Genomic DNA, 24,671 nt, shown 5'->3' with positions numbered 1-24,671 from the left:
GGAGGACCTTCGCTGAGAGCGAACCGGTTCCCGCTGCGATCAGCGCCGGTCACTTGTCGGGAGTTCGGGCCTCGACCCCGCCGGATCGGAAGAATCCGTCCGACATCCGGACATCCTCCCGACAGGTGCTAGTCCTGGAACAGCGGATGCTGCGGGACGTACTCCCGCGCGGGAGCGCCCGCATCCCCGGCGAGCTCGGCGAGCGTCGGCGGGTCCCACTTCGGGTTGCGGTCCTTGTCGACCAGCTGCGCTCTGATGCCCTCGACGAGGTCGGGGTGCTCGTTCACGAACCACAGCACGCGGCGGTACTCGCCCTCCAGCGCGGCCCGCAGCCCCGGCATGGCGCGCGCCTCGCGGACGGCGTCGAGCGTGACGGTCAGTCCGGTCGGGGCTAGTCCTTCCAGCAGGTCGGCCGTGGCGGCGGCCTCCGTCGTGCCGAGCGCCTGCAACCGCTCCACGATCGCGCCCACGGTCGGGGCGGAGAACGCGTCGTCGATCCACTCGCGCGATGCCGGCAGCGCCGACGGCTCGGGCGTCTCGTCGAAGAGCAGCACGATCTCGCTCGGCCCGGTCGGGTCGGCGCGGAACGCGAGTGCTTCGCGCAGTGCATCGAGGCGCTCAGACGGCACGACGTGATCGGCGAAGCCCAGGTACACGGCATCCGCGCCGTTCATGGTCGCCCCGGTCAGACCGAAGTACTCGCCGAAGCGTCCGGGAGCCCTGCCGAGCAGCCAGGTGCCACCGACGTCGGGTGTGAAGCCGATGCGCGTCTCCGGCATCGCGAGCTTGGACCGCTCCGTGACGATGCGGATCGCGGCGTGCCCGGCGAGTCCGATGCCACCGCCCATGGTGATGCCGTCGGCGAAGGCGACGACCGGCTTCGGGTATTCGGCGATCATGGCGTTGAGCGCATACTCCGCACGGAAGAACTCCGCCGTCTGCTCCGCCTGCCCCGCGACGATCTGCGCGTGCAGCGCACGCACGTCGCCGCCGGCGCACATGCCACGGTCTCCGGCGCCGTCGAGCAGCACGATCTGCACGTCGGTGTCGTCACGCCAGGCCTGCAACGTCGTGGTGAGGATCTCGATCATCCCGATGTCGAGGGCGTTGATCGCCTCCGGACGATTGAGCGTGAGCCTTCCGAGAGCTCCTTCGGTGCGGACGAGGACGCGGGGTGCGGCGTGAGATTCGGTCACGCGAGCCAGGCTACCCCTTTCGCGGTGGGCGGTTTTCCGCGCGAAATGCGGGATCCGACAGGGTTTTCCGGCAGGATAGGGAGGAACTGTTCAAATGCGACGAGAGGTCACGGATGCCTGAAGGACAGGTGCTCGAGTTCACGCACGTGACGAAGCGCTTCAATGAGGTGACCGCCGTCTCGGACTTCTCGGCGCGCGTCGAGCCCGGCGCCGTCACCGCCTTCCTCGGTCCGAACGGGGCCGGCAAGACCACGACGCTGCGCATCCTGCTCGGCCAGGTGCGCGCCACCTCCGGGACTGCGACGATCGGCGGCACCCCCTTCGCCGAACTCCGACAGCCGCTGCGCACGATCGGCTCCGTGCTCGAGGAGACCGTGTACCGGCCCCGTCGCACGGCCGAGCGCCAGTTGACCATCGCCGCGAAGGCGAACGGCATCCCGCTGGCGCGCGTCGGCGAAGTGCTCTCGATGGTCGGCCTCGACGGCGAGGGCGACTCGCGGATCGGCGGCTTCTCGCTCGGGATGCGTCAGCGACTCAGCGTCGCGCACGCGCTCCTCGGCGACCCGGGCGCACTCGTGTTCGACGAGCCGGCCAACGGCCTCGACCCGGAGGGCATCCGCTGGATGCGCCTGCTCATGCGTCGTCTCGCCGACGAGGGCCGCACGGTGCTGGTGTCGTCGCACGTGCTCAGCGAAGTGGAGCAGGTCGCCGACAACGTGCTCGTCCTCTCCAAGGGCAAGCTGGTGCTCGCCAGCGGGATCGAGACGCTCGCCGACCCGAAGGGCGGCTCGGTCATCGTGGATGCCGCAGATCGCGCAGCCCTCACGACCGCTCTCGCCGCCGCCGGCTTCGACATCGAGGTGCTGCGCTCCGGTCTGACCGTCCGCGGTGGCGACGCCGGCACGGTCGGTGCCGTCGCCGCCGACGCCGGGATCGCCCTGAGCACGCTCGTGCAGCGCGGCCCCACGCTCGAAGACGTCTTCATCGACCTGATGCGCGGCGGCCGGCGCGTGCCCCCTGCCGAGGCGACTCCCGCGCCGCTCGCCGCCGCAACGCCCGTCGAATCCCCTGCCGATGAGGCCTCCGCCCCCGTCGACTCGGCTGTGGCCATTCCGGTCGCCGCAGCAGCAGCATGGGCGGCCGAGGCCGCGTCCACCCCGGCGGATGAGACCGTCGCGGACGACCTCGCCGAGACCGTCTCCGGTGACGTGGACGCGCCTGTCGCGGACGAGGCTGTCGCGGAGGAGGCTGTCGCCGACGAAGGCTCCGACGAGGCTCCGGCATCCGCCGACGATGTCACCGTGGACGAGTCCGGCGACGAGGAGGCCTCGAATGAGGCCCCCGCCACGGATGACGCCCCGGCTTCGGATGACGCTCCGGCCACGGACGAGACTCCGGTCGAGGATGCCTCCGCCGACGACGCCACCGGCGAGGCGACTCCGGACACCTCTCCGACCGATGAGACCGAGGCGGCTCCGGCCCCGTCCTTCGACGAGATCCTGTTCGGTTCGCCCCTTGGCGCGGCAGCATCCGACGAGACCCAGACGGACACCGCTGACGCCGACGGTTCCGACGACCACCCCGGTGTCGAGATCTTCTCCGAGCTCGACGCCGCGTCCCACGCTGACGATGCCGCCGCCTCCGACGAGGATCCGCGTTCGGCTGCCGTGAGCTCGATGCTGGCCGCCGCCGCGAAGGCGTACTACGTGGACGAGCCCAAGGACTACCCGCTGGCCGGCTCCGAGGCGTCCGCGGAATCCTCCGACGACGGCGCGCACTGGAGCGTCGCCTCCACCGGCGTCATCGACACCGTGCCGCTGTCAGACGCGGAATCCGCATCGGGCGAGTCCGACTCGGACGAGAACGACTCCCCCGAGACGGTCGCCGACGAGCACACGGAGGAGAACGGCACCGAGGAGAACGGTGCCGAGGAGAACTCGGACGAGCACCACGACTCCGAGCGCCACGACGGAGGCGAACCGCACCACGACTGACCCTGTCGACGAGAACGCCCTCCGGACCGTGCGGTCGCGGAGGGCGTTCTGCGTGCGGATCAGGCCGGCCGGGGTCGGATGACGGGGCGGCGGCTCCCCTTCGTGACCGGCACGGGCGCGGTCGCCACGATCTCCTCGACGTTCGCCGGTTCGGTCGACACGTCCAGTCGCAGCGCCTGCGTGAGGGCAAGCCCATGCCGCGTGGTGAGGATGAGGCGGCGGTACTGCTCATCGCCTTCGAGGTCGATCACGACGCTGGGCCGCCGACGACGGATCAGCACGAAGTCGAGGCTGCCCGCCGCCTTCCAGCTGCCGGCGGCGAGAACACCGGGAATGTGCGTGCCCGGATTCGGCACTCCGCGCAGCCAGGTCCACGCGTCTTCCGTCAGCTGGACCTTGGTGATGGTGTCGCGCGAGATTCGAAGGTTGTCCCGGTGGAAGGTGGCTGCTCGTTCGATCGGTGAGAGCACGACTTCGAGTTGCGTCTGGTCCAGCAGCAACGTCACCATGTGACCCAGTCTGCCAGCGCGGCCCTGCCAGTTGTCTGGAAGTTGCTCACAGGAACGCAACGATCCCTTGTGGACTGACACCATTCATCACGAACTCCTCCGCAGTATCGAATATATGTACGATACTGCAGGAGTGGCCCCGAGCGCGCGCTGCGGGATTACGGGCGCGCCGCGGCGGCCGCCTCCGCCGCGACGGGGAGCGCCGCTTCGATGCGCTGCAGCTCCTCCTCGCCGTGCGCCGCCGTGAGGAACCAGGCCTCGAACACGCTCGGCGGGAGGGCGATCCCCTGCTCGCGCAGGGAGTGGAAGAACGGGGCGTAGCGGAACGATTCCTGCGCCTGCGCCTCGGCGTAGTCGCGTGGTGCGGACGCGCGGAACGACGCGTTGAACAGGTTGCCCGCCGTGGCGACCGCGTGTGTCACGCCCGCGGAGGTGAGCGCGGCGTCGAGTGCGGCGGAGACACGGGCGGATGCCGCATCCACGGTCGCGTAGACCTCCGGGGTCGCGAGCCGCAGCGTGGCGAGACCCGCGGCTACCGAGAGCGGATTCCCCGACAGCGTTCCGGCCTGGTACACCGGACCGAGCGGCGCGAGCAGGTCCATGACCTCGGCCCGGCCGCCGAGCGCGGCCAACGGCATCCCGCCGCCGACGACCTTGCCGAAGGTGACGATGTCGGGGAGGTAGTCCTCGCCCGCCTCGACCTGAAGCCCCCAGAACCCGGCCGGATGCACCCGGAACCCGGTGAGCACCTCGTCGAGGATCATCAGGGAACCGTGAGCGTGCGCGGTCTCGGCGATCAGACGGTTGAATCCGGGGAGCGGCGCGACGACGCCCATGTTCGCGGCCGACGCCTCGACGATGACGGCGGCGATGCGGTCGCCGTGCTCGGCGAACACCGCAGCCAGGGCGTCCGGGTCGTTGTAGCCGATCACGAGGGTCTGCGCGGCGATCGGCGCCGGCACTCCCGCAGAGCCCGGCAGCGCCAGGGTCGCGACGCCGGAGCCTGCCTCGGCCAGCAGGCCGTCGGAGTGACCGTGATAGTGCCCGGCGAACTTCACGAGCAGGTCGCGACCGGTCGCTCCGCGCGCGAGGCGGATCGCCGTCATCGTCGCCTCGGTCCCCGTGGACACCAGACGCACGCGCTCGATCGGACGGATCCCCCCGACACGCACGCGGTCCGCGATCAGCGCCGCGAGCTCCACCTCGCCCTCGGTCGGCGCCCCGAACGACAGCCCTCGCGATGCCGCCTCCTGCACAGCCGCGACGATCTCCGGGTGCGCATGCCCGAGCAGCGCGGGCCCCCACGAGGCGACGAGGTCGACGTAGTCGCGACCCGCGGCATCCGTGACGATCGCGCCCTTGGCCGAAGCGAGGAACCGCGGGGTGCCGCCGACCGACCCGTAGGCGCGCACCGGGGAGTTGACCCCGCCGGGGATCACCGCACGGGCGGCGGAGAACAGGTCGTCATTGCGGTCGGTCATGAATGCTCCTCAGCGATACGCGGAGTCGTCCCGGCATCCTCTCCAGGCTAACCGGCGATCTCCACAGGAATCAGTCGCGCAGCCAGCCCGCGGCCTCGGTGGCCCAGTAGGTCAGCACCGCATCGGCACCCGCACGACGGATGGACAGCAGGGACTCGAGCACGGCAGCGCGCCGGTCGATCCAGCCGTTCGCACCGGCCGCCTCGATCATCGCGTACTCCCCGGACACCTGGTATGCCCACACCGGAATACTCACGGTGTCGCGCACCTCGCGCAGCACATCGAGGAACGCCATCGCCGGCTTCACCATGACGATGTCCGCACCCTCGGCCTCATCCACGACCGCCTCGCGTGCACCCTCGCGCCGGTTGCCGGGATCGAGCTGGTATGTGCGACGGTCGCCCTTCAGCTGCGAGTCGACGGCTTCACGGAACGGTCCGTAGAAGGCGCTCGCGTACTTCGCGGCGTAGGCCAGCAGCAGCGTGTCGGTGAAACCCTCGGCGTCGAGCGCGTGGCGGATCACGGCGACCTGGCCGTCCATCATCCCGGACAGTCCGAGAAGCTGCGATCCGGCACGTGCCTGGGACAGTGCCATCGAGGTGTACCGGTCGAGCGTCGCATCGTTGTCGACCGACCCGTCGGCGGCGAGCACACCGCAGTGACCGTGATCGGTGAACTCGTCCAGGCACAGGTCGGTCTGCACCACGAGCGCATCGCCGACCTCGGCAGTCAGCACCTCGGTCGCGACGTTGAGGATGCCGCGCGGATCGTCGGCCCCGGAGCCCTGCGCATCGCGCACGGCCGGCACGCCGAACAGCATCACGCCGCCGACACCGGCCTCCGCCGCCTCGACCGCCGCAGCGCGCAGCGAATCGAGCGAATGCTGAGCGACGCCCGGCATCGACCCGATCTCGACCGACTCGGCGAGCCCCTCGCGCACGAACATCGGCAGCACGAGCTGTCGCGGCTGCAGCGAGGTCTCGCGCACGAGGTCGCGCACGGCGCGCGACTGCCTCAGCCGACGCAGACGGACGTCGGGAAAGCTCACGGCGCGAACTCGTCGGCCGCGTGCGGAAGCGTGAAGTGCGAGACCGCGTCGATCAGCGCGTCGACGGTCTGCCGGTCGGCCACGACCGATACGGGAAGTCCCGCCCGCTGCGCGTCCTTGGCCGTGCGCGGGCCGATCGCGGCGAGGAGCGTCTCGTCCGGGATCTCCGGGAACTGCTCACGGACCTGCTCGGCGACGGACCCGCTGGTGATGAGGATCGCGTTGATCCTGCCGTTCTCGACATCGCGACGGATGCGTTCGGTCACCGGGACGCCCACCGTGCGATAGGCGACGACACCGTGCACATCGTGCCCGGCGTCGGACAGCAACCGGCTCAGCACCGGCTTGGCGATCTCACTGCGCAGCGCGAGGATGCGGCGGGGCTCCTTCTCGAGGGCGATGAGCTGCTGCGCCATCCCCTCCGCGGAATTGTCCTGCTCCGGCACCAGGGTGACCTCGTAGCCGACGGCCTGCAGAGCAGCCGCGGTCGTCTCTCCCACCGCCGCGATCTTCGTCGACCGCGGCACGATGGCCCGGTACGCGAAGAGCACGTCGACGGTGGTCGCGCTCGTGACGGTCAGCCAGTCGAACTCCCCCGCGGCCAACTGCGCCAGTGCGGTGTCGAGCGTCGCCTGGTCGGTCGTCGGTGCGAAGTTGATGAGGGGTGCGACGACGGGCACGGCGCCCAGCGCACGCAGGCTCGCGGCGACACTGTCGCCCCACGGCCCGCCACGGGGCACGAGGATGCGCCAGCCGTCCAGCGGTCGGTCCTGCTTGATTTCGGAAGTGGTCATGAGGATTGCTCTCGGGATACGAGGCCGGCCGCCCCTTGATCGAGCAGCCGACGGGCAACAGCGAACCCGAGCTCGCGCGCTGCGTGCATCGGGTCTGCACCATCGGCAGCATCTGCGTCATTGCCACTGCCGTTCCGACGAATATACTCCCCGTTCAGGTCCTCGGTGACGTCGAGGCCGATCCGACGCCCGCCGTCGGCGGCGTAGACGACCGTCCTGACCCGGACAGACGAGCCGTCGACGACGGCGTGCGCGGCCATCGGCGCCTGGCATCCCGCATCCAGTCCCTGAAGGATCGCCCGCTCCACCGTCACGGCCAGTCGGGTGTCTCGGTCGTCCAGACCGGCGAGGGCCGAGAGCAGCTCCGCAGGCGCATCCGCGCGCGTCTCCACGGCCAGCGATCCCTGCCCCGGCGCGGTCGGCCACTCGGCCAGACCGAGCTCCTCCCGTCGCAGCGGCGATCTGGCTCCCAGCCGCGACAGACCCGCGGCCGCGAGGATCACGGCATCCAGCTCGCCGGATGCGACCCGCGCGAGGCGGGAGTCGACGTTGCCGCGGATGTCGACGACCTCGGCGCCCGGTGCCCGGCGACGCACCTGCGCGATGCGGCGGGGAGACCCGGTGCCGACCGTGCTGCCCGAACGCAGCTGGTGCAGGGGGATACCGTCACGCGTGATGGCCACGTCGCGCGGATCCTCGCGCTTCGGAGTGGCCGCGATCAGCAATCCCTCCGGGATCGCCGTCGGCAGATCCTTGAGCGAGTGCACGAGGAAGTCGCACTCCCCGGCCAGCAGGGCCTCACGGAGGCGGGTGGCGAAGATGCCCTGCCCGCCGATCTCCGACAGCGACGCGCGGTTGGTGTCGCCCTCACTGGTGATCGGGACGAGCTCGACCCGACGCCCCGAGATCTTCTCGAGGGCGGCGGCGACATGACCGGACTGCGCCTGCGCGAGCGCGCTGCGGCGGGTACCCAGACGGATGGCGATGCTCATGCGCTTACTGGAGCACGTCCGCGATCTCGTCGAACCGGAGCCTGCGCCCGGTGTAGAAGGGCACCTCCTCCTTCACGTACATGCGGGCGTCGGTGTAGCGGAGGTCGCGCATGAGGTCGACGAGGTCGGTGAGCTCATCGGCCTCGAGCGGCAGCAGCCACTCGTAGTCGCCCAGGGCGAAGGAGGCCACGGTGTTGGCGAGCACACCCGTGAACGCGGCCCCCTTGCGCCCGTGGTCGGCGAGCATCTTGCGGCGCTCCTCCTCAGGGGCGAGGTACCACTCCGGCGTGCGCACGAACGGGTACAGGCACAGCCAGTCCTTGGGCTCGACGCCACGCAGGAAGCCGGGCACGTGGGCGCGGTTGAACTCGGCGTCGCGGTGCACGCCCATGACGTTCCACACCGGCAGCAGCGAACGCAGCAGCTCGGTGCGGCGCAGGCGGCGGAGCGCCCGCTGCAGCTCTTCGGCGGTCTCGCCGTGCAGCCAGACCATGAGATCGGCGTCGGCCTTGAGGCCGGAGACGTCGTAGAAGCCGCGGACGGTCACGCCCGAGTCCTCGATGTAGGAGACGATCGTCTCGAGCTCGGTCGAGTCGTTCTCCGTCACCGGGGCGTCGGGGTTTCGTCGCCAGACGGCCCAGAGGGTGAAGCCGGACGGGTTCTCAGCGCGCTCTTCGGACATCATGTCCCCAGTCTGCCTCGTTTGCGCAGGTCCCGCTAATCACGTCGCGGGCCCACCGACGCCGCGACGGACGCCCGTCCGATCAGCGCGAGAGAGCCCGCGCGATCGCCCAGACGGTGCCGCCGACGACGACCGCGATGCCCACGGCTGCCGCGATGGCGCCGACCGGGTTGCGATCGGCGAAGGCTCGCGCTTTCGCCGCTGCCCGCGTGGATGCCTTCTCGACGCGGCGGGGGATGTTGCCCTTCACCTCGATCGCGGCGAGCGCGGCCTTCAGCTCGGCACGTGCCGAGGCGACCGGGTCGACGATCCCCGCGGGGACGACGGTACGCGGCAGCGAGTCAGAATTCGTCATCGCCGGCCTCCTTCACGAGTCGGATGTCTTCAGCCACGGCCTGCGCCGGGTTCTGGCGCGCGAGCACCTTGCGGAACTTCAGGATGCCGAGCAGTGCGAACAGCAGCACGGCGAGGAGCAGGATGCCGAACACGACGATCGCCGACAGCCATACCGGCCACCACGACGAGAGTCCGGCGATCGCGAAGACGAGGATGACGGGCACCGCCCAGAACAGGAAGAACAGGGCGACGAGGAACCACACGGATCCGATGCCGGCGTCCTTCGCCGTGCGCGAGATCCAGGCCTTCGCCGCGTCGATCTCCGCCTTGACGAGGTTGGTGACCAGTTCCGGGAGGTCGCCCAGCAGGGTCAGCAGGCTGTCGTCGGCGCGATCTCGGTATCCGCGGGGCATGTCACTCGCCGGACTTCTTGGTGGTCGATTTCGCGGCCGCCGGCTTCTTGGCGGCGGGCTTCTTGGCCGCCGTCTTCGTGGCGGTGGTCTTGCGCAGCGCGGGCTTGTCGGCAGCAGCCTTCGCTGCCTCGACGGCCTCTTCCGTCGCGTCGGCGAGGTCTTCCGCGGCCTCACGGCCGGTGGCGATCGCGGAGTCGAGACGCTGCCCCGGAGTGCCGTTGCCGCTGACCGACTTGGCGACCTTGACGACTCCGGTCCAGAGCACACCGGGAACGGCGGCCGCCTTCTCGCCGACGAAGCCCTTGACCTTGTCGACCTGCTCCTGCACCGGATCGAGGTGCCACACCTTCAGCCACTGCGTCTTGATCTGCTCGTAGCGCTCACGCCCGGCACGGGTGCCGAGGACGTAGCCCACGCCGAGCCCGACGACGAGTCCGATCTTCCCCTTCATGGGGTCTCCTCACCTAGTTCCGGTTTGTCCGGCCTGATTCGCCCGGTTGGGACTGACCGCAGTCTTCGAGACCCTCGACCAGGTACCCAGCGTAACCCCGTATGCCGTTTTCGGCATCTATGCGTCAGAGGGTTGACACGGGGCGATGCCTCAGTCCCACAACAGCGCTCGACGCAGTCGATCGGCCTCGTCCCGCGCGTCCGGGATGACCTGCGCGAGGCCCGTCCCGGCGAGCCACGCCCCGACCACGGCGATGCCGGGTACCGCCTGCACCGCCGCACGCGCGGCAGCACGGCGTTCACCGGAGCCGATGATCGATGCCGGCTGCGACTGCACGAAGCGACCACGATGGGAGGCGAGCACGGACGCGGGGTCGAGGGCGACCCCGAGCATCGCGGCAGCCTCACTCCTGGCGAGGTCGGCGGCGGCCTCATCGCTCAGCGCGGCGGTCGCGGCCGGCTCCCCCTGCGCACCGAACGACACGCGCACGACGTGTCGCGAGCCGGCGGCCTCGCGCACCCAGGCCCACTTCGCCGTGGAGTGCGTGAGCGCCTTGGCCGTGTGGCTTCCGGGCACCGTGAGCACGCCGGTTCCGCGGGGAGCAGCATCCAGCTCGGGAGCGTCGAGCAGCAGGGTGACGATCTCGATCTCGGGCGAGGATGCGGCCTCTGCCGCGCTCAGTGCCGGAACCGCGGTGGCGAGGAGGCCCCGCGCCACGGACTCGGACGTCGCGACGATCACCGCATCGGCGGAGAGCTCCTCGGTCGCGGACTCGGCGGCGGCGAGCTCGGCGGCCCGAAGGTCGGCGACCACGGCGCCCTCGTCGGACGACGGCGCCTCCACAACCGCCTCGGCAGCGACCTCGACCTCGACCGACCACGCGCCGTCGGCCTTGCGGAGGCTGCGGACCCGCGAGCCCGTACGCACCTCCGCACCGAGCCCGGTCAGATCCTCGGCGAGCGCATCGACGAGCGCACTCATGCCGCCGGAGAGCCCCTCGACCGCGGAGCCGGGCGCCTTCGCCTCGGACGTGGCCCCCTGCGCTCGACCGGCCGCGTCATCCCGCAGCGCCTGCACGGCACCGGAGAGCGATCCCACGCGGGTGAGCGCCGCGTTGAGGCCGGGCGCCGCGGCGTCGATGTCGACATCCTCCGGAGAAGCCGAGTACACGCCCGTCGTGACGGGTGCGACGAGACGGTCGCGCACCTTCGCACCCATGCGCGAGGCGACCAGCTTGCCCAGGCTGAGCTGATGCCCGATCGTCAACGGCGGGCGCACACGGTCGAGGTAGGCGCGCCAGACACCGGACCAGCCGATGACCCGGCGCACGTCATCCTGGAACGGGTTCGCGGGGATCCCGAGGATGCCACCCACCGGCACCGGGGCCGCGCCCACGCCCGGGATCCCGGCGAGCCAGGCACCGCCCGCCTGCGGAAGCACGACGCGGTCGCCCAGCCCGAGCTCTTCGACGAGCGCACGCACGTGGCCGCCCCTGGTCGCATAGCTCTCGGCACCGGCATCGACCACGACGCCGTCGAGGTCGACACGACGGATCGCACCGCCGAGCGCGTCGGCCTCTTCGAGCACCGTGACCCGCATGCCGACCTTCGCGCACTCGCGGGCGGCGATCAGCCCGCCGATACCGCCGCCGATGACGACGACGTGCTTCTCGGCCGCGCGCGCAGCCAGATCGGCGGGCTCAGCGGACTCGGAGGATGCGGGCTTCGAGGTCATGCCTCAATTCTCGCATCGGGCGGATCAGGCCTCGACGGGAGCCGCCGCTCCCCGCCCACGCTTGCGCACCTCACGGAGCACGATCTGCTCGGGGCACACGGTGGAGAGGAAGTCGCCGACCGAGAGCGCCAGCCGCTCGCCGACGAGCGAGTAGAGGATGCGGTTGGCGTCGCGGCGCTCGCTGATGAGCCCGGCCTGACGCAGCACGCTCAGGTGGCGGGAGATGGTGGGACCGCTCGCCGAGAACCGCGAGGCGATCTCGCCGGCCGCGAGCTCGCCGTCCTTGAGGTCCTGCAGGATCTGACGCCGGGTGGGGTGCGCCAGCGCGGCGAAGATGTCGGTCGCACTGTCTGCCATGTTTGCAATATAGCACCCTTGCTAGATAGTGTTTAGCCGTCTAGCTAATGAGCGAAGGAGAGCATCATGAAGGTTGCGATCACCGGAGGCACCGGATTCGTCGGCCGGAACCTCGCGGCACGCTTCGACGATCCCGTGGTGATCTCCCGACGCAGCGGCGTCGAGATCACCGACATCGACGCCCTGACCGCCGCGTTCCGCGGCTGCGACGTCGTCGCCCACTGCGCGGGCATCAACCGGGAGATCGGCGAGCAGACCTTCCGGCGCGTTCACGTCGACGGCACAGCCGCCGTCGTGGAGGCCGCTCGTCGCGCCGGTGTGACGCGCATCGTGCTGGTCAGCTTCCTGCGGGCGCGCCCCGACTGCGGTTCGGGCTATCACGAGTCCAAGTGGCAGGCGGAGGAGATCGTCCGGGGCTCCGGGATCCCGCACACCATCCTCAAGTCCGGCATGATCTACGGCCCCGGCGACCACATGGTCGACCACGTCACCCGCGCGGTGCGGACCCTGCCCTTCTTCTGGACCGTCGGCTACCGCGAGCGGACCGCACGACCGGTGCCGATCGAGGATGTGGTCGACGTGCTCGTCGCGGCCATCGAGGGGCGCATTCAGGAGCCGACGATCGCCGTGATGGGCGCCGACGAGGTGACGCTCGGCGAAGCCATCCGCCGCATCTCCCGCGTCGCCGGACGCCGACCCGCGTTCATCCCCGTGCCGACCTGGATGGTGCGGGTGCTCGCCCAGGTCACCGAATGGACGATGGTCGTCCCCCTCGTCGCCAAGGCTCAAGCGCGGATGCTCGCCGAAGGAGTGAGCGATGCGGCCCCGTTCGCGCCCGAAGCGCCCGTCGGCATCCGCCCCGCGCGTCCGTTCGACGATGCGAGCATCCGCGCCGCGCTCCCGATCGGACGCTTCGGTCTCGACGACCTGCGGCTCACGCGTCGATTGCGGCGGACCCGCGCGTGACGGTCAGACGGAGTGCGCCAGCTCGACGATGCGGGTGAGCTGATCGGGATCGGTCTCCGGAGGGACGCCGTGTCCGAGGTTCAGGATGTGCGCCCGCGCCGCGCGACCACGCTCCAGCACGTCGCGCACGTGCGCCTCCAGGACCGACCACGGGGCGGACAGCAGCGCCGGGTCGATGTTGCCCTGCACCGTGACATCCGGTCCCAGGATCGCGGCGGCCTCGTCGAGCGGCAGACGCCAGTCCACGCCCACACCGTCGGCGATGCCGTCCAGGCGCATGTCGGCGAGGAACGGCCCGGTACCGACACCGAAGTGGATGGTCGGGAGGCCGATGCCTTCGAGCGCCGCGCGGGAGTGCGGAGCGACGAACGCCCGGAAGTCGGCGGTACTCAGGGAGCCTGCCCAGCTGTCGAAGAGCTGCACGACCGAGGCACCGGCGTCGCGCTGCGTCTCGAGGAAGCGACGCGAGACGCGGGCCAGCCAGCCGGCGAGTCGGTGCCACGACTCGGGGTCGGAGTGCATCATCGCCCTGGCGCGCAGGTGCTCCTTGGACGGACCGCCCTCGACGAGGTAGGCCGCGAGAGTGAAGGGAGCCCCGGCGAAGCCGATCAGCGGGGTGCCGCCGAGCTCTGTCGTGACGAGACGCACGGCCTCGGCGATCGCCGTGCCGTCGAGGTCGTCCGGGTCGATCGCAGTGATCCGGTCGACGTCGGATGCCGTGCGCACCGGGTTCGCGAACACCGGGCCGCGTCCGGGCTCGATCTCGACCGCCACACCCGCGAGACGCAGCGGGATGACGATGTCGCTGAAGAACACGGCCGCGTCGACCTTGTGGCGGCGCACCGGCTGCAGGGTGATCTCGGCCGCGAGGTCGGGAGTGAGGCAGGCGTCCAGCATCCGCGTCCCCACCCGCAGGTCCCGGTACTCGGGGAGCGACCTGCCGGCCTGCCGCATGAACCACACCGGGGCGTGGGCGGGACGGTCGCCGGCGAGGGCGCGCAGGAGCGGAGCGTCGGAGAGGGCCATGGCTCCATCCTCCCATCCGGCGCATATGGAGCCGCCGAGTCCGCCCGTCGGAACCCGGTCGACGGACCTCCGGTACAATCGATCTGTGCTGCTGTGTGTGACGGCGAGTCACAAGACCGCCTCCTTCGATTTGCTCGAACGCCTGAGCCGCACCCCCGACGACGTCGCTCCCACCCTCGTGGGCATGGCGCCGTGCGTGCAGGGTGCGGTCGTCTTGGCGACGTGCAACCGCTTCGAGGCGTACGTGGAGATGGATGAGCCCGTGACGGCCGCCGGTGCCATCGGCGTCGAGGCCGTGCTCGAAGCGGTCGAGTCCGCGACCGGCATCCCTGCCGCCGAACTCGACGGCGCCTATGCAGTGCACTCGGGCCGTCGCGTCGCCGAGCACCTGTTCTCCGTCGCCTCCGGCCTCGAGTCCGTCGTCTCCGGCGAAGGTGAGATCGCCGGGCAGGTGCGTCGCGCCCTCAAGTCCGCCCGCAAGGACGGCACCACCTCCCCCGAGCTCGAGCGCCTGTTCCAGCGCGCCAGCCAGGCACAGCGCAAGGTCAAGAACGTCACCGCCCTCGGCCGCGCCGGACGCTCCCTCGTCCGCCTCGCACTCGAACTGGCGGACAGCCGCATCGCCGACTGGTCGGCCGAACGCGTGCTGCTGGTCGGTACCGGCGCCTACGCCGCCGTGACCCTCGCCACGCTGCGCGAGCGCGGCGCCGTGAACATCTCGGTGTACTCGCCCTCGGGCCGCGCCGAGGTCTTCGCCGCGAAGCACGGTATCCGCCCCGTTCCCGCCGACGAGTACGCGCGGACCGCCGCCCGGTCGAGCCTGCTCATCACCTGCACCACCGCCACGGAGCCGGTGCTCGGCCCGGAGCACCTGCAGCTTCCGGCCGGCCTCGCCGCAGCGGGCTGCCCCGTCGGTGCACACAACCAGCTCGTGGTCGACCTCGGCATGCCCCGCAACGTCGACCCCGCGGTCGCCGCACTCGAGGGCGTCGCACTGCTCGACCTCGAGACCATCCGACTGCACGCGCCCCTCGAGGAGCTGCAGGCGACGGATGCCGCACGCAGCGTGGTCCGCGAAGCTGCGGAGACCTTCCACGTGGTGGGTGCGCGCCAGAGCGTGACCCCGGCGGTCGTGGCCTTCCGCTCGCACATCTTCGAACTGCTCGAACGCGAGATCGACCGCGCCCGCACCCGCGGCGACGAGGACGGCAAGGTCGAACAGGCCCTGCGCCACCTCTCGGGCGTGCTGCTGCACACCCCGACCGTGCGTGCTCACGAGCTCGCTGCTGCGGGTCGCGCCGACGAGTTCACCGCGGCCCTGGCCACCCTGTACGACATCGCCCCCGAGGCCGTCGCCGACGCGGAAGACGCCGCCACCGCCTGACCGACCACGGTCCGAGCCGCTGCGATCCGCCGGACCCTTGCTCCGCTCGGCCTTCGTCATGTCGCGCGGCCTTTTGGGGTTCACGAGGCCGAGGCTGGTGCAAAAGGCCGAGCTGGCTCAAGATGCCGAGGCTGGTGCGGCAACCACGCATCACGATCGGTCCACCGTGCAATGGCACACTGGAGGCATGGCCCTTCACATCACCGGAGACACCGCCGCCGACGAACTGCTGACCGACAACCCGCTGGCTCTGCTGGTGGGGATGCTGCTGGATCAGCAGGTGCCGATGGAGACCGCGTTCGCGGGTCCGCTCAAGATCGAGCAGCGCACCGGCGCCGCCGACGCCGCGACGATCGCGGGCATGGCACCGGACGCGTTCCTCGAGGCGTTCAAGCAGACCCCCGCTGTGCACCGCTTCCCCGGATCGATGGCGACCCGCGTGCAGACGCTGTGCCAGACCCTCGTGGACGACTGGGGCGGTGATGCCGCGGCCCTCTGGACCGAGGGCGACCCGTCCGGGCCCGAGGTGCTGAAGCGGCTGAAGGCCCTTCCCGGCTTCGGCGAGCAGAAGGCGAAGATCTTTCTCGCCCTCCTCGGCAAGCAGTACGGCTTCACGGGCGCAGGGTGGCGCGAGGCATCCGCGCCCTACGGCGACGACGGCTCGTACCGCAGCGTCGCCGACATCGTCTCGCCCGACTCGCTCGCGAAGGTGCGCGAGCACAAGAAGGCGATGAAGGCTGCGGCGAAGGCCTCGAAATGAAGCCCACCGGGGATGACGTCGCGGGTCTCATCGCCCGTTCCTCCCCCGCCGTGCGCCGTCGGGACGCCGAGACGCTGACCGCCCTGATGCAGGACATCACCGGGCGCGAACCGCAGACGTGGGGCACGATCATCGGATTCGGCTCCTGCCACTACCGCTACCCGACGGGGACGGAGGGCGACAGCGGATTGCTCGGCTTCGCCCCGCGCAAGGCGGCGACCACGATCTACCTGTTCGATGGGGTCGCCGCGCACGCGGATGCCCTGGCACAGCTCGGCCCACACACCACCGGCGTCGGCTGCCTCTACATCAAGGATCTCGAGCAGGTCGACCTCGACGTGCTGCGCGGCATCCTGGAACGCTCACTCGCCTGGGTCGAGGCGGGCGGCACCCCCGAGGTGCAGCTCACCGTGACAGGCTGACGCGAGCCACCCCACCCCCCCCCGCCTCGCAACTCCCCCGCGAGCGACACCGCCGAGCCAACCCCGCCGAACCACCCCTCTGCGCACGAGCGCCCCCTTTCCGAGCGCACGCAAGGGGCCGGGTCGATCACAAGGGGCCGGTTCGGCGGGAGGGGTTCAGCGCAGAACCTCGACCAGCGCGACCCACGACACCACGATCGCCGAGACGATCGCGAGCAGGCACCCCGCCGCCGCGACGTACAGCCCGGCCGGATGCTGCGTCCAGACCAGGATCCCTGCCACGAGATAAGCGGCGATCGGGAGGAAGCCGACGAGGTACTTGAGCGACCGGGCACGATCCTCCGGATTCGGATCCGTCGCGATGAGCCGCGTGGCGTGCACCTGGAACACGGCGGCCAGCACGGTCGCCAGCACTGCGAGTCCACCGAACCAGCGCGCGTCGATGCCCGGTACGAGGGTGAGCGCCGACACCGCGAGTGCGAGAAGCAGCGCGGCGATGCCCGCGAGCAACCGCGCAGTGAGCGTGCGGGACTTGACGATCTCGGCGATGTTGACGCTGGCGGCGACGATCACGAGTCCGGCCAGCGCCGCGGTCGCGCCGGCCATCGCGACGTTGAACTCGCTCCAGGCCTCGAACATGCCGTCATGGTATCCCCCGCCCTGGCGTCGACCCACCCCTTTGGCACCGAGCTACCCCCGTACGTCCGTGCGTACGGGGGTGGCTCGATCGCAGAGGGGTGGGTCGGCGCGAGGAGGAGGGGCGCGAGGAGGAGGTGCGTCAGAACCCTGTGTGGAAGAACGCGCGGAGGTCGGCGGCCAGCAAGTCGGGGCGCTCCAACGCGGCGAAGTGCCCGCCTTCGTCGAAGCGACTCCAGTGCACGATGTTCGCGTTGTCGCGCTCGGCGAAGACACGGATCGTCTGGAAGTCGTCCGCGAACACGGCCACCCCGGTGCGCGCGGAGCTGACCCGGGGCTCCGCATCCTCGGCGGCATCCGCCCTCGCGTTCTCGAGGTAGCTGCGGCTCATGCCGGATGCCGCGTTCGCGAACCAGTTCACACTCACCTCGAGCAGAATCGTCTCGAGCGGCACGAGCGACGTGCCGTTGCCGAACGAGTTGAACAGCTCGCTGTAGGCCAGCAGCCCGACCGGGGAGTCGCTGATCCCCACCGAGACGGTCTGCGGACGCGAGGCGTTCATGGCGTTGTAGCCGCCGACCGACTGGAACCACTGCATGTGCTCGAGGCCGGCGTAGTCGGCGGGCTCCAGCTTCTCGAACTCGGCCGGATCACCGGAGGGGAACGAGAACAGCTGCAGCACGTGCAGCCCGAGGAAGCCCTGCGGCTCCCGCAGTCCGAGCTCGCGTGCGACCATCGCGCCGTTGTCGGATCCGTGGATGCCGTAGCTCTCATAGCCGAGGCCGCGCATGAGCCGGTCGTAGGCTTCGGCGACGCGGGCGGTCGTCCAGCCTGCGGACGCGAGCGGCTGGGAGAAGCCGTAGCCGGGGGCGTCCGGGACCACGACGTCGAAGGCGTCCTCGGCGCGGCCACCGTGCGCGACAGGGTCGACCAACTGGTCGATCAGGTCGAGGTAGTCGACCGCGGAGCCCGGGTAGGTGTGAGCCAGGAGGAGCGGCGTCGCCCCCGCGTGCGGCGAGCGCACGTGGAGGAAGTGGATTGTCTGCCCGTCGATCTCGGTGGTGAAGTGCGGGACGGCGTTGATCCGTTCCTGGGCGGCGGCCCAGTCGAAGTCTCGCCAGGCGACGATCGCCTCGCGCAGGTAGGAGTTGGGGGTGCCGGCATCCCAGTCGTCCGTCGGCGACGGCTGCGGCAGGCGGGTGCGGGCCAGGCGATCCTGGAGATCGGCGACCTCGGCGTCGGAGACCGAGACGGTGAAGGGGCGGAAGGTGAGCGTCGTGTTGTCCATGACTCGAAGGTAGAAGCCCATTAGGTTCGATATGTTCCTAATGAATGGATGAGTTCTCGGGAGTTCTCATGGCAGATCCCACCGCACGTCTGCTCGCTCTGCTGGCTCTGCTGCAGACCGGCCCCGAGCGGTCGGGCAGCGACCTCGCCGCGCGGCTCGGGGTATCCTCGCGCACCGTGCGCCACGACATCGAGCGGCTGCGCGACCTCGGCTACCCGGTCGATGCGACGCGCGGCTCCGTCGGCGGCTACCGCCTCGGCGCGGGCGGCAAGCTCCCCCCGCTGCTCCTCGATGATGAGGAGGCCGTGGCCGTCACGGTCGGCCTGCGCGCTGCGGCCGGCATCGCCGGGGTCGCCGAGTCGGGTGCGCGAGCGCTCGCCAAGCTGGAGCAGGTGCTGCCGTCGCACCTGCGGCCGACCGTGGATGCACTCCGCTCGAGTGTCGACCGCGCGCCGGAGAACAACGACACCGACGCACCGGACCCCGAGGTGGACGCCGCGTCGCTGCAGGCCATCGCGGGGGCGATCCGCAACGAGGAGTGGCTGCGCTTCGACTATCAGGATGAGCCCGTGCTCGTCGAACCGTACCGACTGCTCACCTGGCATCGGCGCTGGTACCTCGTCGCGCGTGCTCCCGAGAGCGGCGAGTGGGCGACGTACCGCGTCGACTGGATGTCGCTGCGGGTGCCGACGCGTCGCCGCTTCGACCCACAGCCGCTGCCCGGCGGCGACTACACCGCCTTCGCGATGCGGACCATCGCGGTGAGCGGCTGGGTCGTGCACGCGCGACTGCGCATCGACGCTCCGGCGGAGGCCGTGCTCGATCGGATCCACGCCGCGGTCGGGATCGTCGAACCGGTCGACGAGGAGCACTGCATCCTCGTCACCGGCGCCGACAGCCTCGACACCGTCGCCGCCTACATCGGGATGCTGATGATGGACTTCACGGTCGAGAGCCCGCCCGAGCTCATCCCGCGCCTGCACCTTCTCTCGGAGCGCTACGCCCGCGCGGTCTCCGGTTCTTGACGCTGCCCCTCCGGTCTCATCGACATCGCCGAGCCACCCCCTAACGAGCGACCCGGCCCCCTGCGTGCGTGCGCAAGGGGCCGGGTCGGTCGGATTGGGGTGGCTCGGCAGAGCCGCGAGCGAGCTCAGGCGCCGCGCAGACGCTCCGCGAGGTAGGCGTGCAGGTCGTCGATCGCGACGCGCTCCTGCGCCATGGTGTCGCGGTCGCGCACCGTCACGGCACGGTCGTCGAGCGAGTCGAAGTCGACCGTGACGCAGAACGGGGTGCCGATCTCGTCCTGGCGGCGGTAGCGACGGCCGATCGCACCGGCGTCGTCGAAGTCGACGGCCCACGAGCTGCGCAGCGTGTCGGCGACCTCGCGGGCGAGCGGCGACAGGTTCTCGTTGCGGCTCAGCGGCAGCACCGCGGCCTTGACCGGGGCGAGGCGCGGGTCGAGCTTGAGCACCGTGCGCACGTCGGTGCCGCCCTTCGCGTTCGGCACCTCCTCCTCGCGGTACGCGTCGACCAGGAACGCCATCATCGCGCGCGTGAGACCGAACGACGGCTCGATCACGTAGGGGGTGTAGCGCTCGCCCGTGGCCTGGTCGAAGTACGTCAGGCTCTGGCCCGATGCCTCACTGTGGCTGGAGAGGTCGTAATCGGTGCGGTTGGCGACGCCCATGAGCTCGCCCCACTCCTTGCCCGCGAAGCCGAACTTGTACTCGACGTCGATCGTGCCGGCCGAGTAGTGCGCGCGGTCGTCTTCCGGCACATCGAACTGGCGCATGTTCTCCGGGTCGATGCCCAGATCGATGAACCAGTTCCAGCAGGCCTCGACCCAGTGCTCGAACCACTGCGGCGCCTCGGCCGGCGGCGTGAAGAACTCGATCTCCATCTGCTCGAACTCGCGGGTGCGGAAGATGAAGTTCCCGGGCGTGATCTCGTTGCGGAACGCCTTGCCGACCTGGCCGATGCCGAACGGCGGCTTCTTGCGGCTCGCGGTGAGCACGTTCGAGAAGTTCACGAAGATGCCCTGCGCGGTCTCGGGACGCAGGTAGTACAGGCCCGACTCGTCATCGACGACGCCGAGGTACGTCTTCACCAGACCCGAGAACGCCTTGGGCTCGGTGTACTGGCCCTTGGTGCCGCAGTTCGGGCAGGGGATGTCGGCGAGGCCGTTCTCGGCCTTGCGTCCCTTGCGCGCCTCGAAGTCCTCGATCAGGTTGTCGGCACGGAAGCGCTTGTGGCACTGCAGACACTCGACCAGCGGGTCGGTGAAGGTCGCGACGTGGCCGGACGCCTCCCAGACGCGCTTGGGCAGGATGATGCTGGAGTCCAGGCCCACCATGTCGCCACGGCCGCGCACGAACGTCTGCCACCACTGGCGGCGGATGTTCTCCTTGAGCTCCGTGCCGAGGGGGCCGTAGTCCCAGGCCGATCGCGAACCGCCGTAGATCTCACCCGCTTGGAACACGAACCCGCGGTGGCGGGCGAGGGCGATGACCTTGTCGAGGCGGGACTGTTCGGCCATGGTGGCTCCAATGGTCGGATGCGGGAGGAGAACCCGTGAGCACGGGCATCCTCATTCTATCCGTGGTTCCCGCGCTCGCCCTGGCCTCGGAGGCCGTCTGCGGAGTACCGTCCAGGCATGAGCACTCCGGCGAAGAGCCCGCGGATCAACGACGACGACACCCGCTTCTTCGGCCAACCCTGGGCGCTCGTGCACATCTTCGGAGTGGAGATGTGGGAGCGCTTCAGCTTCTACGGCATGCAGGGCATCCTGCTCATCTACCTGTACTACTCGGTGTCGCAGGGCGGCCTCGGGATCCCCGAGGGCGTCGCCGGCGGCATCGTGGGCGCGTACGGCGGCTCGGTGTACCTGTCGACGATCCTGGGTGCGTGGCTCGCCGACCGGCTGTTCGGCTCGGAGCGGGTGCTGTTCGTCAGCGCGATGGTGATCGTGGGCGGGCACCTCGCGCTGGCCCTCCTCCCCGGCGCCGTGGGCGTGGGCGTCGGCCTGGTACTCGTGGCTCTCGGCTCGGGCGGGCTGAAGGCGAACGCGACCTCGGTGGTCGGCAGCCTGTACAGCCCGGAGGACCCGCGCCGGGATGCCGGCTTCTCGCTGTTCTACCTCGGCATCAACCTCGGCGCCTTCCTCGGACCGATCCTCACCGGCATCCTGCAGTCGTCGCTCGGCTTCCACTACGGGTTCGGACTGGCCGCCATCGGCATGACCCTCGGGCTCGTGCAGTACTCCTTCGGGCGGCGCGCACTCCCGGCCTCGGTGCGCGAGGTGCCCAACCCGCTCCCGACGTCGCGCTACCCGCTGGTCGGGATCATCGCAGGCGCAGCGATCGTGCTCATCGGCGTGCTCGTGCTGACCGGTGTGATCCGCGCCGACAACCTCGCGACCCTCGTGATCCTGGGCACGATCGTCGCCGCCGTCGCCTACTTCGCCGTCATCCTCTCGAGCCGTCGCATCGACGCCACCGAGCGCTCCCGGGTGTGGGGGTTCCTGCCCCTGTTCATCACGAGCGTCGCGTTCTGGTCGCTGTACCAGCAGCAGTTCACGGTGCTCACCGTCTACTCCGACAAGCGCCTCGACCGGAACCTGTTCGGGTGGGAGATGCCGGTGTCGTGGGTGCAGTCGATCAACCCGGTGTTCATCATCATCCTGTCCGGCGTCTTCGCCGCGATCTGGACGCGCCTCGGTAAGCGCCAGCCCTCGACACCGGTCAAGTTCGGCCTCGCGGCGATCATCATGGGGTCGGCGTTCCTGCTGTTCCTGCCGTTCGCAGGCGGTGGCCCGAACTCCACGCCGCTGCTGGCGATCGTCGGCATCCTGTTCGTCTTCACCGTCGCCGAGCTGCTGCTCTCACCCGTCGGGCTGTCGGTGACCACGAAGCTCGCCCCGGCCGCGTTCCACACCCAGATGGTGGCGCTGTTCTTCCTGTCGATCGCGCTCGGCACCGCCATCTCGGGCGAGCTCGTGAAGTTCTACAACCCCGACGACGAGGTGCCCTACTTCTCGATCCTCGGCGGCATCGCCATCCTGGTCGGCGTCGGACTGCTGTTGAGCGTGAAGCCGGTGCTGAAGCTCATGCGGGGCGTGCGCTGAGCGCCGGGATGCGGATCAGGCGGTGAAGAGGTAGCCGCGGGCGCTGTCGTAGCCCGCGATCTTCAGGCCGCTCCCGAGCAGTCCCTCCATCTGAGCGCGCAGACGCAGGCGCCACTCGTGAGCGGCTGCGGGGTCTGACACACGCATCGCCTCGATGTCGGCGGGGATCTCCAGCGTCTCCACGACCGCGTCGTCGGCCGGGGGCTTGGCGATGTCGGCAAGCGCCCACTCGACATCGAGGCGGTCGCTCTCGTCGCCCGCGTCTCCGCCGCCGAAGATGCCGTAGCGGTTCACCGAGTACCCGGTGGCACGGGCACCCAGCACCGTGAAGAAGAAGTGCGCGTTGCGCGCGACCAGCGGATCGAACACCCAGGTGATGCGCCCGACATCGCGCGAGAACGCCCACTGCCGCTGGTGCTCCTTGAGCTCGCGACCCCACCCGCGGCCGCGGTACTCGGGGAGCAGCGCCGTGATGTGCGAGTGCATCGCGCGGCGGGCGGGTTCGCCGAAGAATGCGATGGATGCGCCGACCATGCGCTCGTCGTCGCCCTCGCCGTCGAAGAACCCGACGACGTAGTTGCCCGACTGCTGCAGGGCGCGCAGGGTGCCGGCATCCACCACGCGCTGCGGACCCCGGATGGAGTCGAGCAGGCCCTGCGCATCGAGGATGAGTTCAACGGTGTCGAGATCGCGGATGGTACGCACGGGACCAGTCTGCCCCTCCTCGGCCCGTTCGAGGAATCGGAACCCGGTCAGACGGCCCGCAGCGCGTCGCGATCGAGCTGGTCCACCGCGGTGAGACCCGCGAGGCCGAGGGTGATGTCGAGCTCGGCGAGCACGTTCCGCACCACCTCGCGCACCCCCGTCTCGCCCGCGATGCCGAGGCCGTACGCGTAGGGGCGGCCGAGGGCCACCACCGTCGCTCCGAGCGCCAAGGCGATCACGGCATCCGCACCGCCGCGCACCCCAGAGTCGAACACGATCGGCACCCGACCCGCGACGCGTTCGGCGATCTCGGGCAGTACGTCGAGCGTCGGCACGGACTGGTCGATCTGGCGTCCGCCGTGGTTCGAGATCCAGATCCCGTCCACCCCCGCGTCCATGGCGGCCTGCGCGTCGTCCGGGTGCACGATCCCCTTCAGGATGATCGGCAGGCTCGTCCACTCCCGCGCCTTCGCCAGGTCGCTCCACGTGAGCGCGGGGGTGGAGAACACATCGAGGAACGCCTCGACGGCCGCGCGCGGCAGCGGCGAGCGGAGGCTGTCCCGCAGCGAGCCGCCATCCGTGAGCGGCGCTCCCTTGCGCGCGATCGTGAGCGCCGAGGCCACCGCCTTCGGGGTGACTCTGACCCCCGGTGCGTCGCCCTTCGGCGCGGCGGCCCGCTCCCGCACGAGCTGCTGGAACACCGGGTCGCTCGTGTACTGCGCGATGCCCATGCCGCGGGTGAAGGGCAGGTAGGCGAGATCGAGGTCGCGCGTGCGCCAGCCGAGCAGATGCGTGTCGAGCGTGACGACGATCGCCTCGCACCCGGACGCTTCGGCACGGGCGAGGAGCGAGCGGTTGAGGTCGTCCGACGCCGACCAGTAGAGCTGGAACAGCCGTGAACCGCTCGGCGCCGCAGCCGCCACCTGCTCCATCGGGAACGAGGCTTGGTTCGAGAGCGTGTACGGCACGCCGAGCGATGCCGCGGCGCGCGCGACCGCGAGATCGGCATCCGCGTGGGCCATCTCCATCACTCCGAGCGGGGCGAGCAGCAGCGGGGTGGGGCGCCTCGTGCCGAGGAAGTCGACGCCGAGATCGCGCTGCGCGACGTTTCGCAGCGGACGCGGCCACACCTGCCAGCGCCGGAACGCGTCGCGGTTCGCGGTCATCGTGCGCTCCGCACCGGCACCACCGGCGATGTACGCGAACGCCTCGGCGCTCAGTGCCTTGCGCGCCGCGGCCTTCAACACCACCGCGTCGACCGGCACCGCGGGCCTCGTGCCGCTGATGCCGGCGCGGTAGATGTCGGACTGGGTACGCCGGGAGATGCCGCGACTCGCGGCGGGATCGTCCGGAGCGACGCTGCTCGTGACCATG

At 70.4% G+C, this 24,671-nt stretch carries 25 protein-coding genes; 7 read left to right on the top strand and 18 right to left on the bottom strand.

The genetic code is table 11. The annotated features are described in order from the left end of the window. Positions 1–128: 128 nt before the first annotated feature. Positions 129–1,196, bottom strand: a complete 1,068-nt coding sequence (locus tag WFM69_RS03210; protein WP_337001570.1) for an enoyl-CoA hydratase/isomerase family protein — start codon at positions 1,194–1,196, stop codon at positions 129–131. Between the two features lie 113 nt (positions 1,197–1,309). Here WFM69_RS03210 and WFM69_RS03205 point away from each other — a divergent pair, with 113 nt between their 5' ends. Further along, positions 1,310–3,190, top strand: a complete 1,881-nt coding sequence (locus WFM69_RS03205; protein WP_337001568.1) for an ATP-binding cassette domain-containing protein — start codon at positions 1,310–1,312, stop codon at positions 3,188–3,190. A 59-nt stretch (positions 3,191–3,249) separates the two neighbouring features. Here WFM69_RS03205 and WFM69_RS03200 read toward each other — a convergent pair whose 3' ends face one another. The 11 genes from WFM69_RS03200 to WFM69_RS03150 form a co-directional block, all read right to left on the bottom strand. Next, a complete protein-coding gene (locus tag WFM69_RS03200; protein WP_337001566.1) occupies positions 3,250–3,699 on the bottom strand; it encodes a hypothetical protein in 450 nt (149 codons plus the stop codon). A gap of 158 nt (positions 3,700–3,857) precedes the next feature. Continuing rightward, positions 3,858–5,180 carry a glutamate-1-semialdehyde 2,1-aminomutase gene (hemL, locus tag WFM69_RS03195; protein ID WP_337001564.1) on the bottom strand — a complete coding sequence of 441 codons (1,323 nt, stop codon included), beginning with the start codon at positions 5,178–5,180 and terminating at the stop codon, positions 3,858–3,860. 70 nt (positions 5,181–5,250) lie between these two features. Continuing rightward, positions 5,251–6,228 (bottom strand): porphobilinogen synthase, encoded by a 978-nt coding sequence (gene hemB / locus WFM69_RS03190; protein WP_337001562.1) that lies wholly within the window; start codon positions 6,226–6,228, stop codon positions 5,251–5,253. Beyond that, on the bottom strand, positions 6,225–7,022 hold the full coding sequence (locus WFM69_RS03185) for a uroporphyrinogen-III synthase (RefSeq protein ID WP_337001560.1): 798 nt from the start codon (positions 7,020–7,022) through the stop codon (positions 6,225–6,227). The genes hemB and WFM69_RS03185 overlap by 4 nt, the downstream gene beginning before the upstream one ends. Continuing rightward, positions 7,019–8,014: a hydroxymethylbilane synthase gene (gene hemC / locus WFM69_RS03180; protein ID WP_337001558.1), complete on the bottom strand. Its 996-nt coding sequence runs from the start codon at positions 8,012–8,014 to the stop codon at positions 7,019–7,021. Before hemC ends, WFM69_RS03185 begins: the two co-directional genes overlap by 4 nt. Before the next feature lie 4 nt (positions 8,015–8,018). Beyond that, positions 8,019–8,699, bottom strand: a complete 681-nt coding sequence (gene hemQ / locus WFM69_RS03175) for a hydrogen peroxide-dependent heme synthase (RefSeq protein ID WP_337001556.1) — start codon at positions 8,697–8,699, stop codon at positions 8,019–8,021. A 79-nt stretch (positions 8,700–8,778) separates the two neighbouring features. Next, on the bottom strand, positions 8,779–9,051 hold the full coding sequence (locus WFM69_RS03170) for a hypothetical protein (protein WP_337001554.1): 273 nt from the start codon (positions 9,049–9,051) through the stop codon (positions 8,779–8,781). After that, positions 9,038–9,445, bottom strand: coding sequence for a phage holin family protein (locus tag WFM69_RS03165; protein ID WP_337001552.1), 408 nt, complete (start codon positions 9,443–9,445; stop codon positions 9,038–9,040). The genes WFM69_RS03170 and WFM69_RS03165 overlap by 14 nt, the downstream gene beginning before the upstream one ends. A gap of 1 nt (position 9,446) precedes the next feature. After that, the gene (locus WFM69_RS03160; protein ID WP_337001550.1) at positions 9,447–9,896 is read right to left on the bottom strand and encodes a hypothetical protein; all 450 of its coding nucleotides are present in this window, start codon (positions 9,894–9,896) and stop codon (positions 9,447–9,449) included. 150 nt (positions 9,897–10,046) lie between these two features. Next, positions 10,047–11,630, bottom strand: a complete 1,584-nt coding sequence (locus WFM69_RS03155) for a protoporphyrinogen/coproporphyrinogen oxidase (protein ID WP_337001548.1) — start codon at positions 11,628–11,630, stop codon at positions 10,047–10,049. Between the two features lie 24 nt (positions 11,631–11,654). Next, positions 11,655–11,987, bottom strand: coding sequence for a metalloregulator ArsR/SmtB family transcription factor (locus WFM69_RS03150; protein WP_337001546.1), 333 nt, complete (start codon positions 11,985–11,987; stop codon positions 11,655–11,657). Between the two features lie 66 nt (positions 11,988–12,053). Here WFM69_RS03150 and WFM69_RS03145 point away from each other — a divergent pair, with 66 nt between their 5' ends. Continuing rightward, on the top strand, positions 12,054–12,953 hold the full coding sequence (locus WFM69_RS03145; RefSeq protein WP_337001544.1) for an NAD(P)H-binding protein: 900 nt from the start codon (positions 12,054–12,056) through the stop codon (positions 12,951–12,953). A gap of 3 nt (positions 12,954–12,956) precedes the next feature. Here WFM69_RS03145 and hemE read toward each other — a convergent pair whose 3' ends face one another. Beyond that, positions 12,957–13,979, bottom strand: a complete 1,023-nt coding sequence (gene hemE / locus WFM69_RS03140; protein WP_337001542.1) for a uroporphyrinogen decarboxylase — start codon at positions 13,977–13,979, stop codon at positions 12,957–12,959. 85 nt (positions 13,980–14,064) lie between these two features. Here hemE and WFM69_RS03135 point away from each other — a divergent pair, with 85 nt between their 5' ends. The 3 genes from WFM69_RS03135 (at position 14,065) to WFM69_RS03125 (ending at position 16,545) form a co-directional block, all read left to right on the top strand. Next, the gene (locus WFM69_RS03135) at positions 14,065–15,363 is read left to right on the top strand and encodes a glutamyl-tRNA reductase (protein WP_337001540.1); all 1,299 of its coding nucleotides are present in this window, start codon (positions 14,065–14,067) and stop codon (positions 15,361–15,363) included. 187 nt (positions 15,364–15,550) lie between these two features. Next, the gene (locus WFM69_RS03130; protein ID WP_337001538.1) at positions 15,551–16,123 is read left to right on the top strand and encodes an HhH-GPD-type base excision DNA repair protein; all 573 of its coding nucleotides are present in this window, start codon (positions 15,551–15,553) and stop codon (positions 16,121–16,123) included. Next, positions 16,120–16,545, top strand: coding sequence for a DUF1801 domain-containing protein (locus WFM69_RS03125; protein ID WP_337001537.1), 426 nt, complete (start codon positions 16,120–16,122; stop codon positions 16,543–16,545). Before WFM69_RS03130 ends, WFM69_RS03125 begins: the two co-directional genes overlap by 4 nt. 156 nt (positions 16,546–16,701) lie before the next feature. On the opposite strand, the gene WFM69_RS03120 is transcribed toward WFM69_RS03125, so the two are convergent. Further along, a complete protein-coding gene (locus tag WFM69_RS03120; protein WP_337001536.1) occupies positions 16,702–17,184 on the bottom strand; it encodes a hypothetical protein in 483 nt (160 codons plus the stop codon). Positions 17,185–17,323: 139 nt separating this feature from the next. Continuing rightward, positions 17,324–18,469 (bottom strand): epoxide hydrolase family protein, encoded by a 1,146-nt coding sequence (locus WFM69_RS03115; RefSeq protein ID WP_337001535.1) that lies wholly within the window; start codon positions 18,467–18,469, stop codon positions 17,324–17,326. A 68-nt stretch (positions 18,470–18,537) separates the two neighbouring features. On the opposite strand from WFM69_RS03115, the gene WFM69_RS03110 reads away from it, so the two are divergent. Then, on the top strand, positions 18,538–19,494 hold the full coding sequence (locus WFM69_RS03110; protein ID WP_337001534.1) for a helix-turn-helix transcriptional regulator: 957 nt from the start codon (positions 18,538–18,540) through the stop codon (positions 19,492–19,494). 125 nt (positions 19,495–19,619) lie between these two features. Here the strand turns inward: WFM69_RS03110 and WFM69_RS03105 are convergent, their stop codons facing one another. Then, on the bottom strand, positions 19,620–21,005 hold the full coding sequence (locus WFM69_RS03105; RefSeq protein ID WP_337001532.1) for a glycine--tRNA ligase: 1,386 nt from the start codon (positions 21,003–21,005) through the stop codon (positions 19,620–19,622). A gap of 117 nt (positions 21,006–21,122) precedes the next feature. On the opposite strand from WFM69_RS03105, the gene WFM69_RS03100 reads away from it, so the two are divergent. Then, positions 21,123–22,592, top strand: a complete 1,470-nt coding sequence (locus WFM69_RS03100; RefSeq protein WP_337001530.1) for a peptide MFS transporter — start codon at positions 21,123–21,125, stop codon at positions 22,590–22,592. Between the two features lie 15 nt (positions 22,593–22,607). Here the strand turns inward: WFM69_RS03100 and WFM69_RS03095 are convergent, their stop codons facing one another. Together WFM69_RS03095 and WFM69_RS03090 are read right to left on the bottom strand one after the other, a co-directional pair. Then, positions 22,608–23,297: a GNAT family N-acetyltransferase gene (locus WFM69_RS03095; protein WP_337001528.1), complete on the bottom strand. Its 690-nt coding sequence runs from the start codon at positions 23,295–23,297 to the stop codon at positions 22,608–22,610. Between the two features lie 47 nt (positions 23,298–23,344). Beyond that, entirely contained in the window at positions 23,345–24,670 is a 1,326-nt protein-coding gene (locus tag WFM69_RS03090) for an alpha-hydroxy-acid oxidizing protein (protein ID WP_337001526.1), read from the bottom strand. Position 24,671 lies beyond the last annotated feature (1 nt).

The organism is Microbacterium sp. LB12, from assembly GCF_037150835.1.
Lineage (GTDB): Bacteria > Actinomycetota > Actinomycetes > Actinomycetales > Microbacteriaceae > Microbacterium.
The sequence above is the reverse complement of the archived record's forward strand: the minus strand, read 5'-3'. Positions and strand labels throughout refer to the sequence as shown.

Bases quoted from the DNA above. Each gene is read 5' to 3' on its own strand.
- WFM69_RS03090 (WP_337001526.1), bottom strand. From the start codon at position 24,670: ATGGTCACGAGCAGCGTCGCTCCGGACGATCCCGCCGCGAGTCGCGGC.
- WFM69_RS03160 (WP_337001550.1), bottom strand. From the start codon at position 9,896: ATGAAGGGGAAGATCGGACTCGTCGTCGGGCTCGGCGTGGGCTACGTC.
- WFM69_RS03110 (WP_337001534.1), top strand. From the start codon at position 18,538: ATGGCAGATCCCACCGCACGTCTGCTCGCTCTGCTGGCTCTGCTGCAG.
- WFM69_RS03105 (WP_337001532.1), bottom strand. From the start codon at position 21,005: ATGGCCGAACAGTCCCGCCTCGACAAGGTCATCGCCCTCGCCCGCCAC.
- WFM69_RS03145 (WP_337001544.1), top strand. From the start codon at position 12,054: ATGAAGGTTGCGATCACCGGAGGCACCGGATTCGTCGGCCGGAACCTC.
- WFM69_RS03115 (WP_337001535.1), bottom strand. From the start codon at position 18,469: ATGGACAACACGACGCTCACCTTCCGCCCCTTCACCGTCTCGGTCTCC.
- WFM69_RS03120 (WP_337001536.1), bottom strand. From the start codon at position 17,184: ATGTTCGAGGCCTGGAGCGAGTTCAACGTCGCGATGGCCGGCGCGACC.
- WFM69_RS03205 (WP_337001568.1), top strand. From the start codon at position 1,310: ATGCCTGAAGGACAGGTGCTCGAGTTCACGCACGTGACGAAGCGCTTC.
- hemQ (WP_337001556.1), bottom strand. From the start codon at position 8,699: ATGATGTCCGAAGAGCGCGCTGAGAACCCGTCCGGCTTCACCCTCTGG.
- WFM69_RS03125 (WP_337001537.1), top strand. From the start codon at position 16,120: ATGAAGCCCACCGGGGATGACGTCGCGGGTCTCATCGCCCGTTCCTCC.
- WFM69_RS03155 (WP_337001548.1), bottom strand. From the start codon at position 11,630: ATGACCTCGAAGCCCGCATCCTCCGAGTCCGCTGAGCCCGCCGATCTG.
- WFM69_RS03165 (WP_337001552.1), bottom strand. From the start codon at position 9,445: ATGCCCCGCGGATACCGAGATCGCGCCGACGACAGCCTGCTGACCCTG.
- WFM69_RS03100 (WP_337001530.1), top strand. From the start codon at position 21,123: ATGAGCACTCCGGCGAAGAGCCCGCGGATCAACGACGACGACACCCGC.
- hemC (WP_337001558.1), bottom strand. From the start codon at position 8,014: ATGAGCATCGCCATCCGTCTGGGTACCCGCCGCAGCGCGCTCGCGCAG.
- WFM69_RS03130 (WP_337001538.1), top strand. From the start codon at position 15,551: ATGGCCCTTCACATCACCGGAGACACCGCCGCCGACGAACTGCTGACC.
- WFM69_RS03185 (WP_337001560.1), bottom strand. From the start codon at position 7,022: ATGACCACTTCCGAAATCAAGCAGGACCGACCGCTGGACGGCTGGCGC.
- hemL (WP_337001564.1), bottom strand. From the start codon at position 5,180: ATGACCGACCGCAATGACGACCTGTTCTCCGCCGCCCGTGCGGTGATC.
- hemE (WP_337001542.1), bottom strand. From the start codon at position 13,979: ATGGCCCTCTCCGACGCTCCGCTCCTGCGCGCCCTCGCCGGCGACCGT.
- WFM69_RS03150 (WP_337001546.1), bottom strand. From the start codon at position 11,987: ATGGCAGACAGTGCGACCGACATCTTCGCCGCGCTGGCGCACCCCACC.
- WFM69_RS03200 (WP_337001566.1), bottom strand. From the start codon at position 3,699: ATGGTGACGTTGCTGCTGGACCAGACGCAACTCGAAGTCGTGCTCTCA.
- WFM69_RS03170 (WP_337001554.1), bottom strand. From the start codon at position 9,051: ATGACGAATTCTGACTCGCTGCCGCGTACCGTCGTCCCCGCGGGGATC.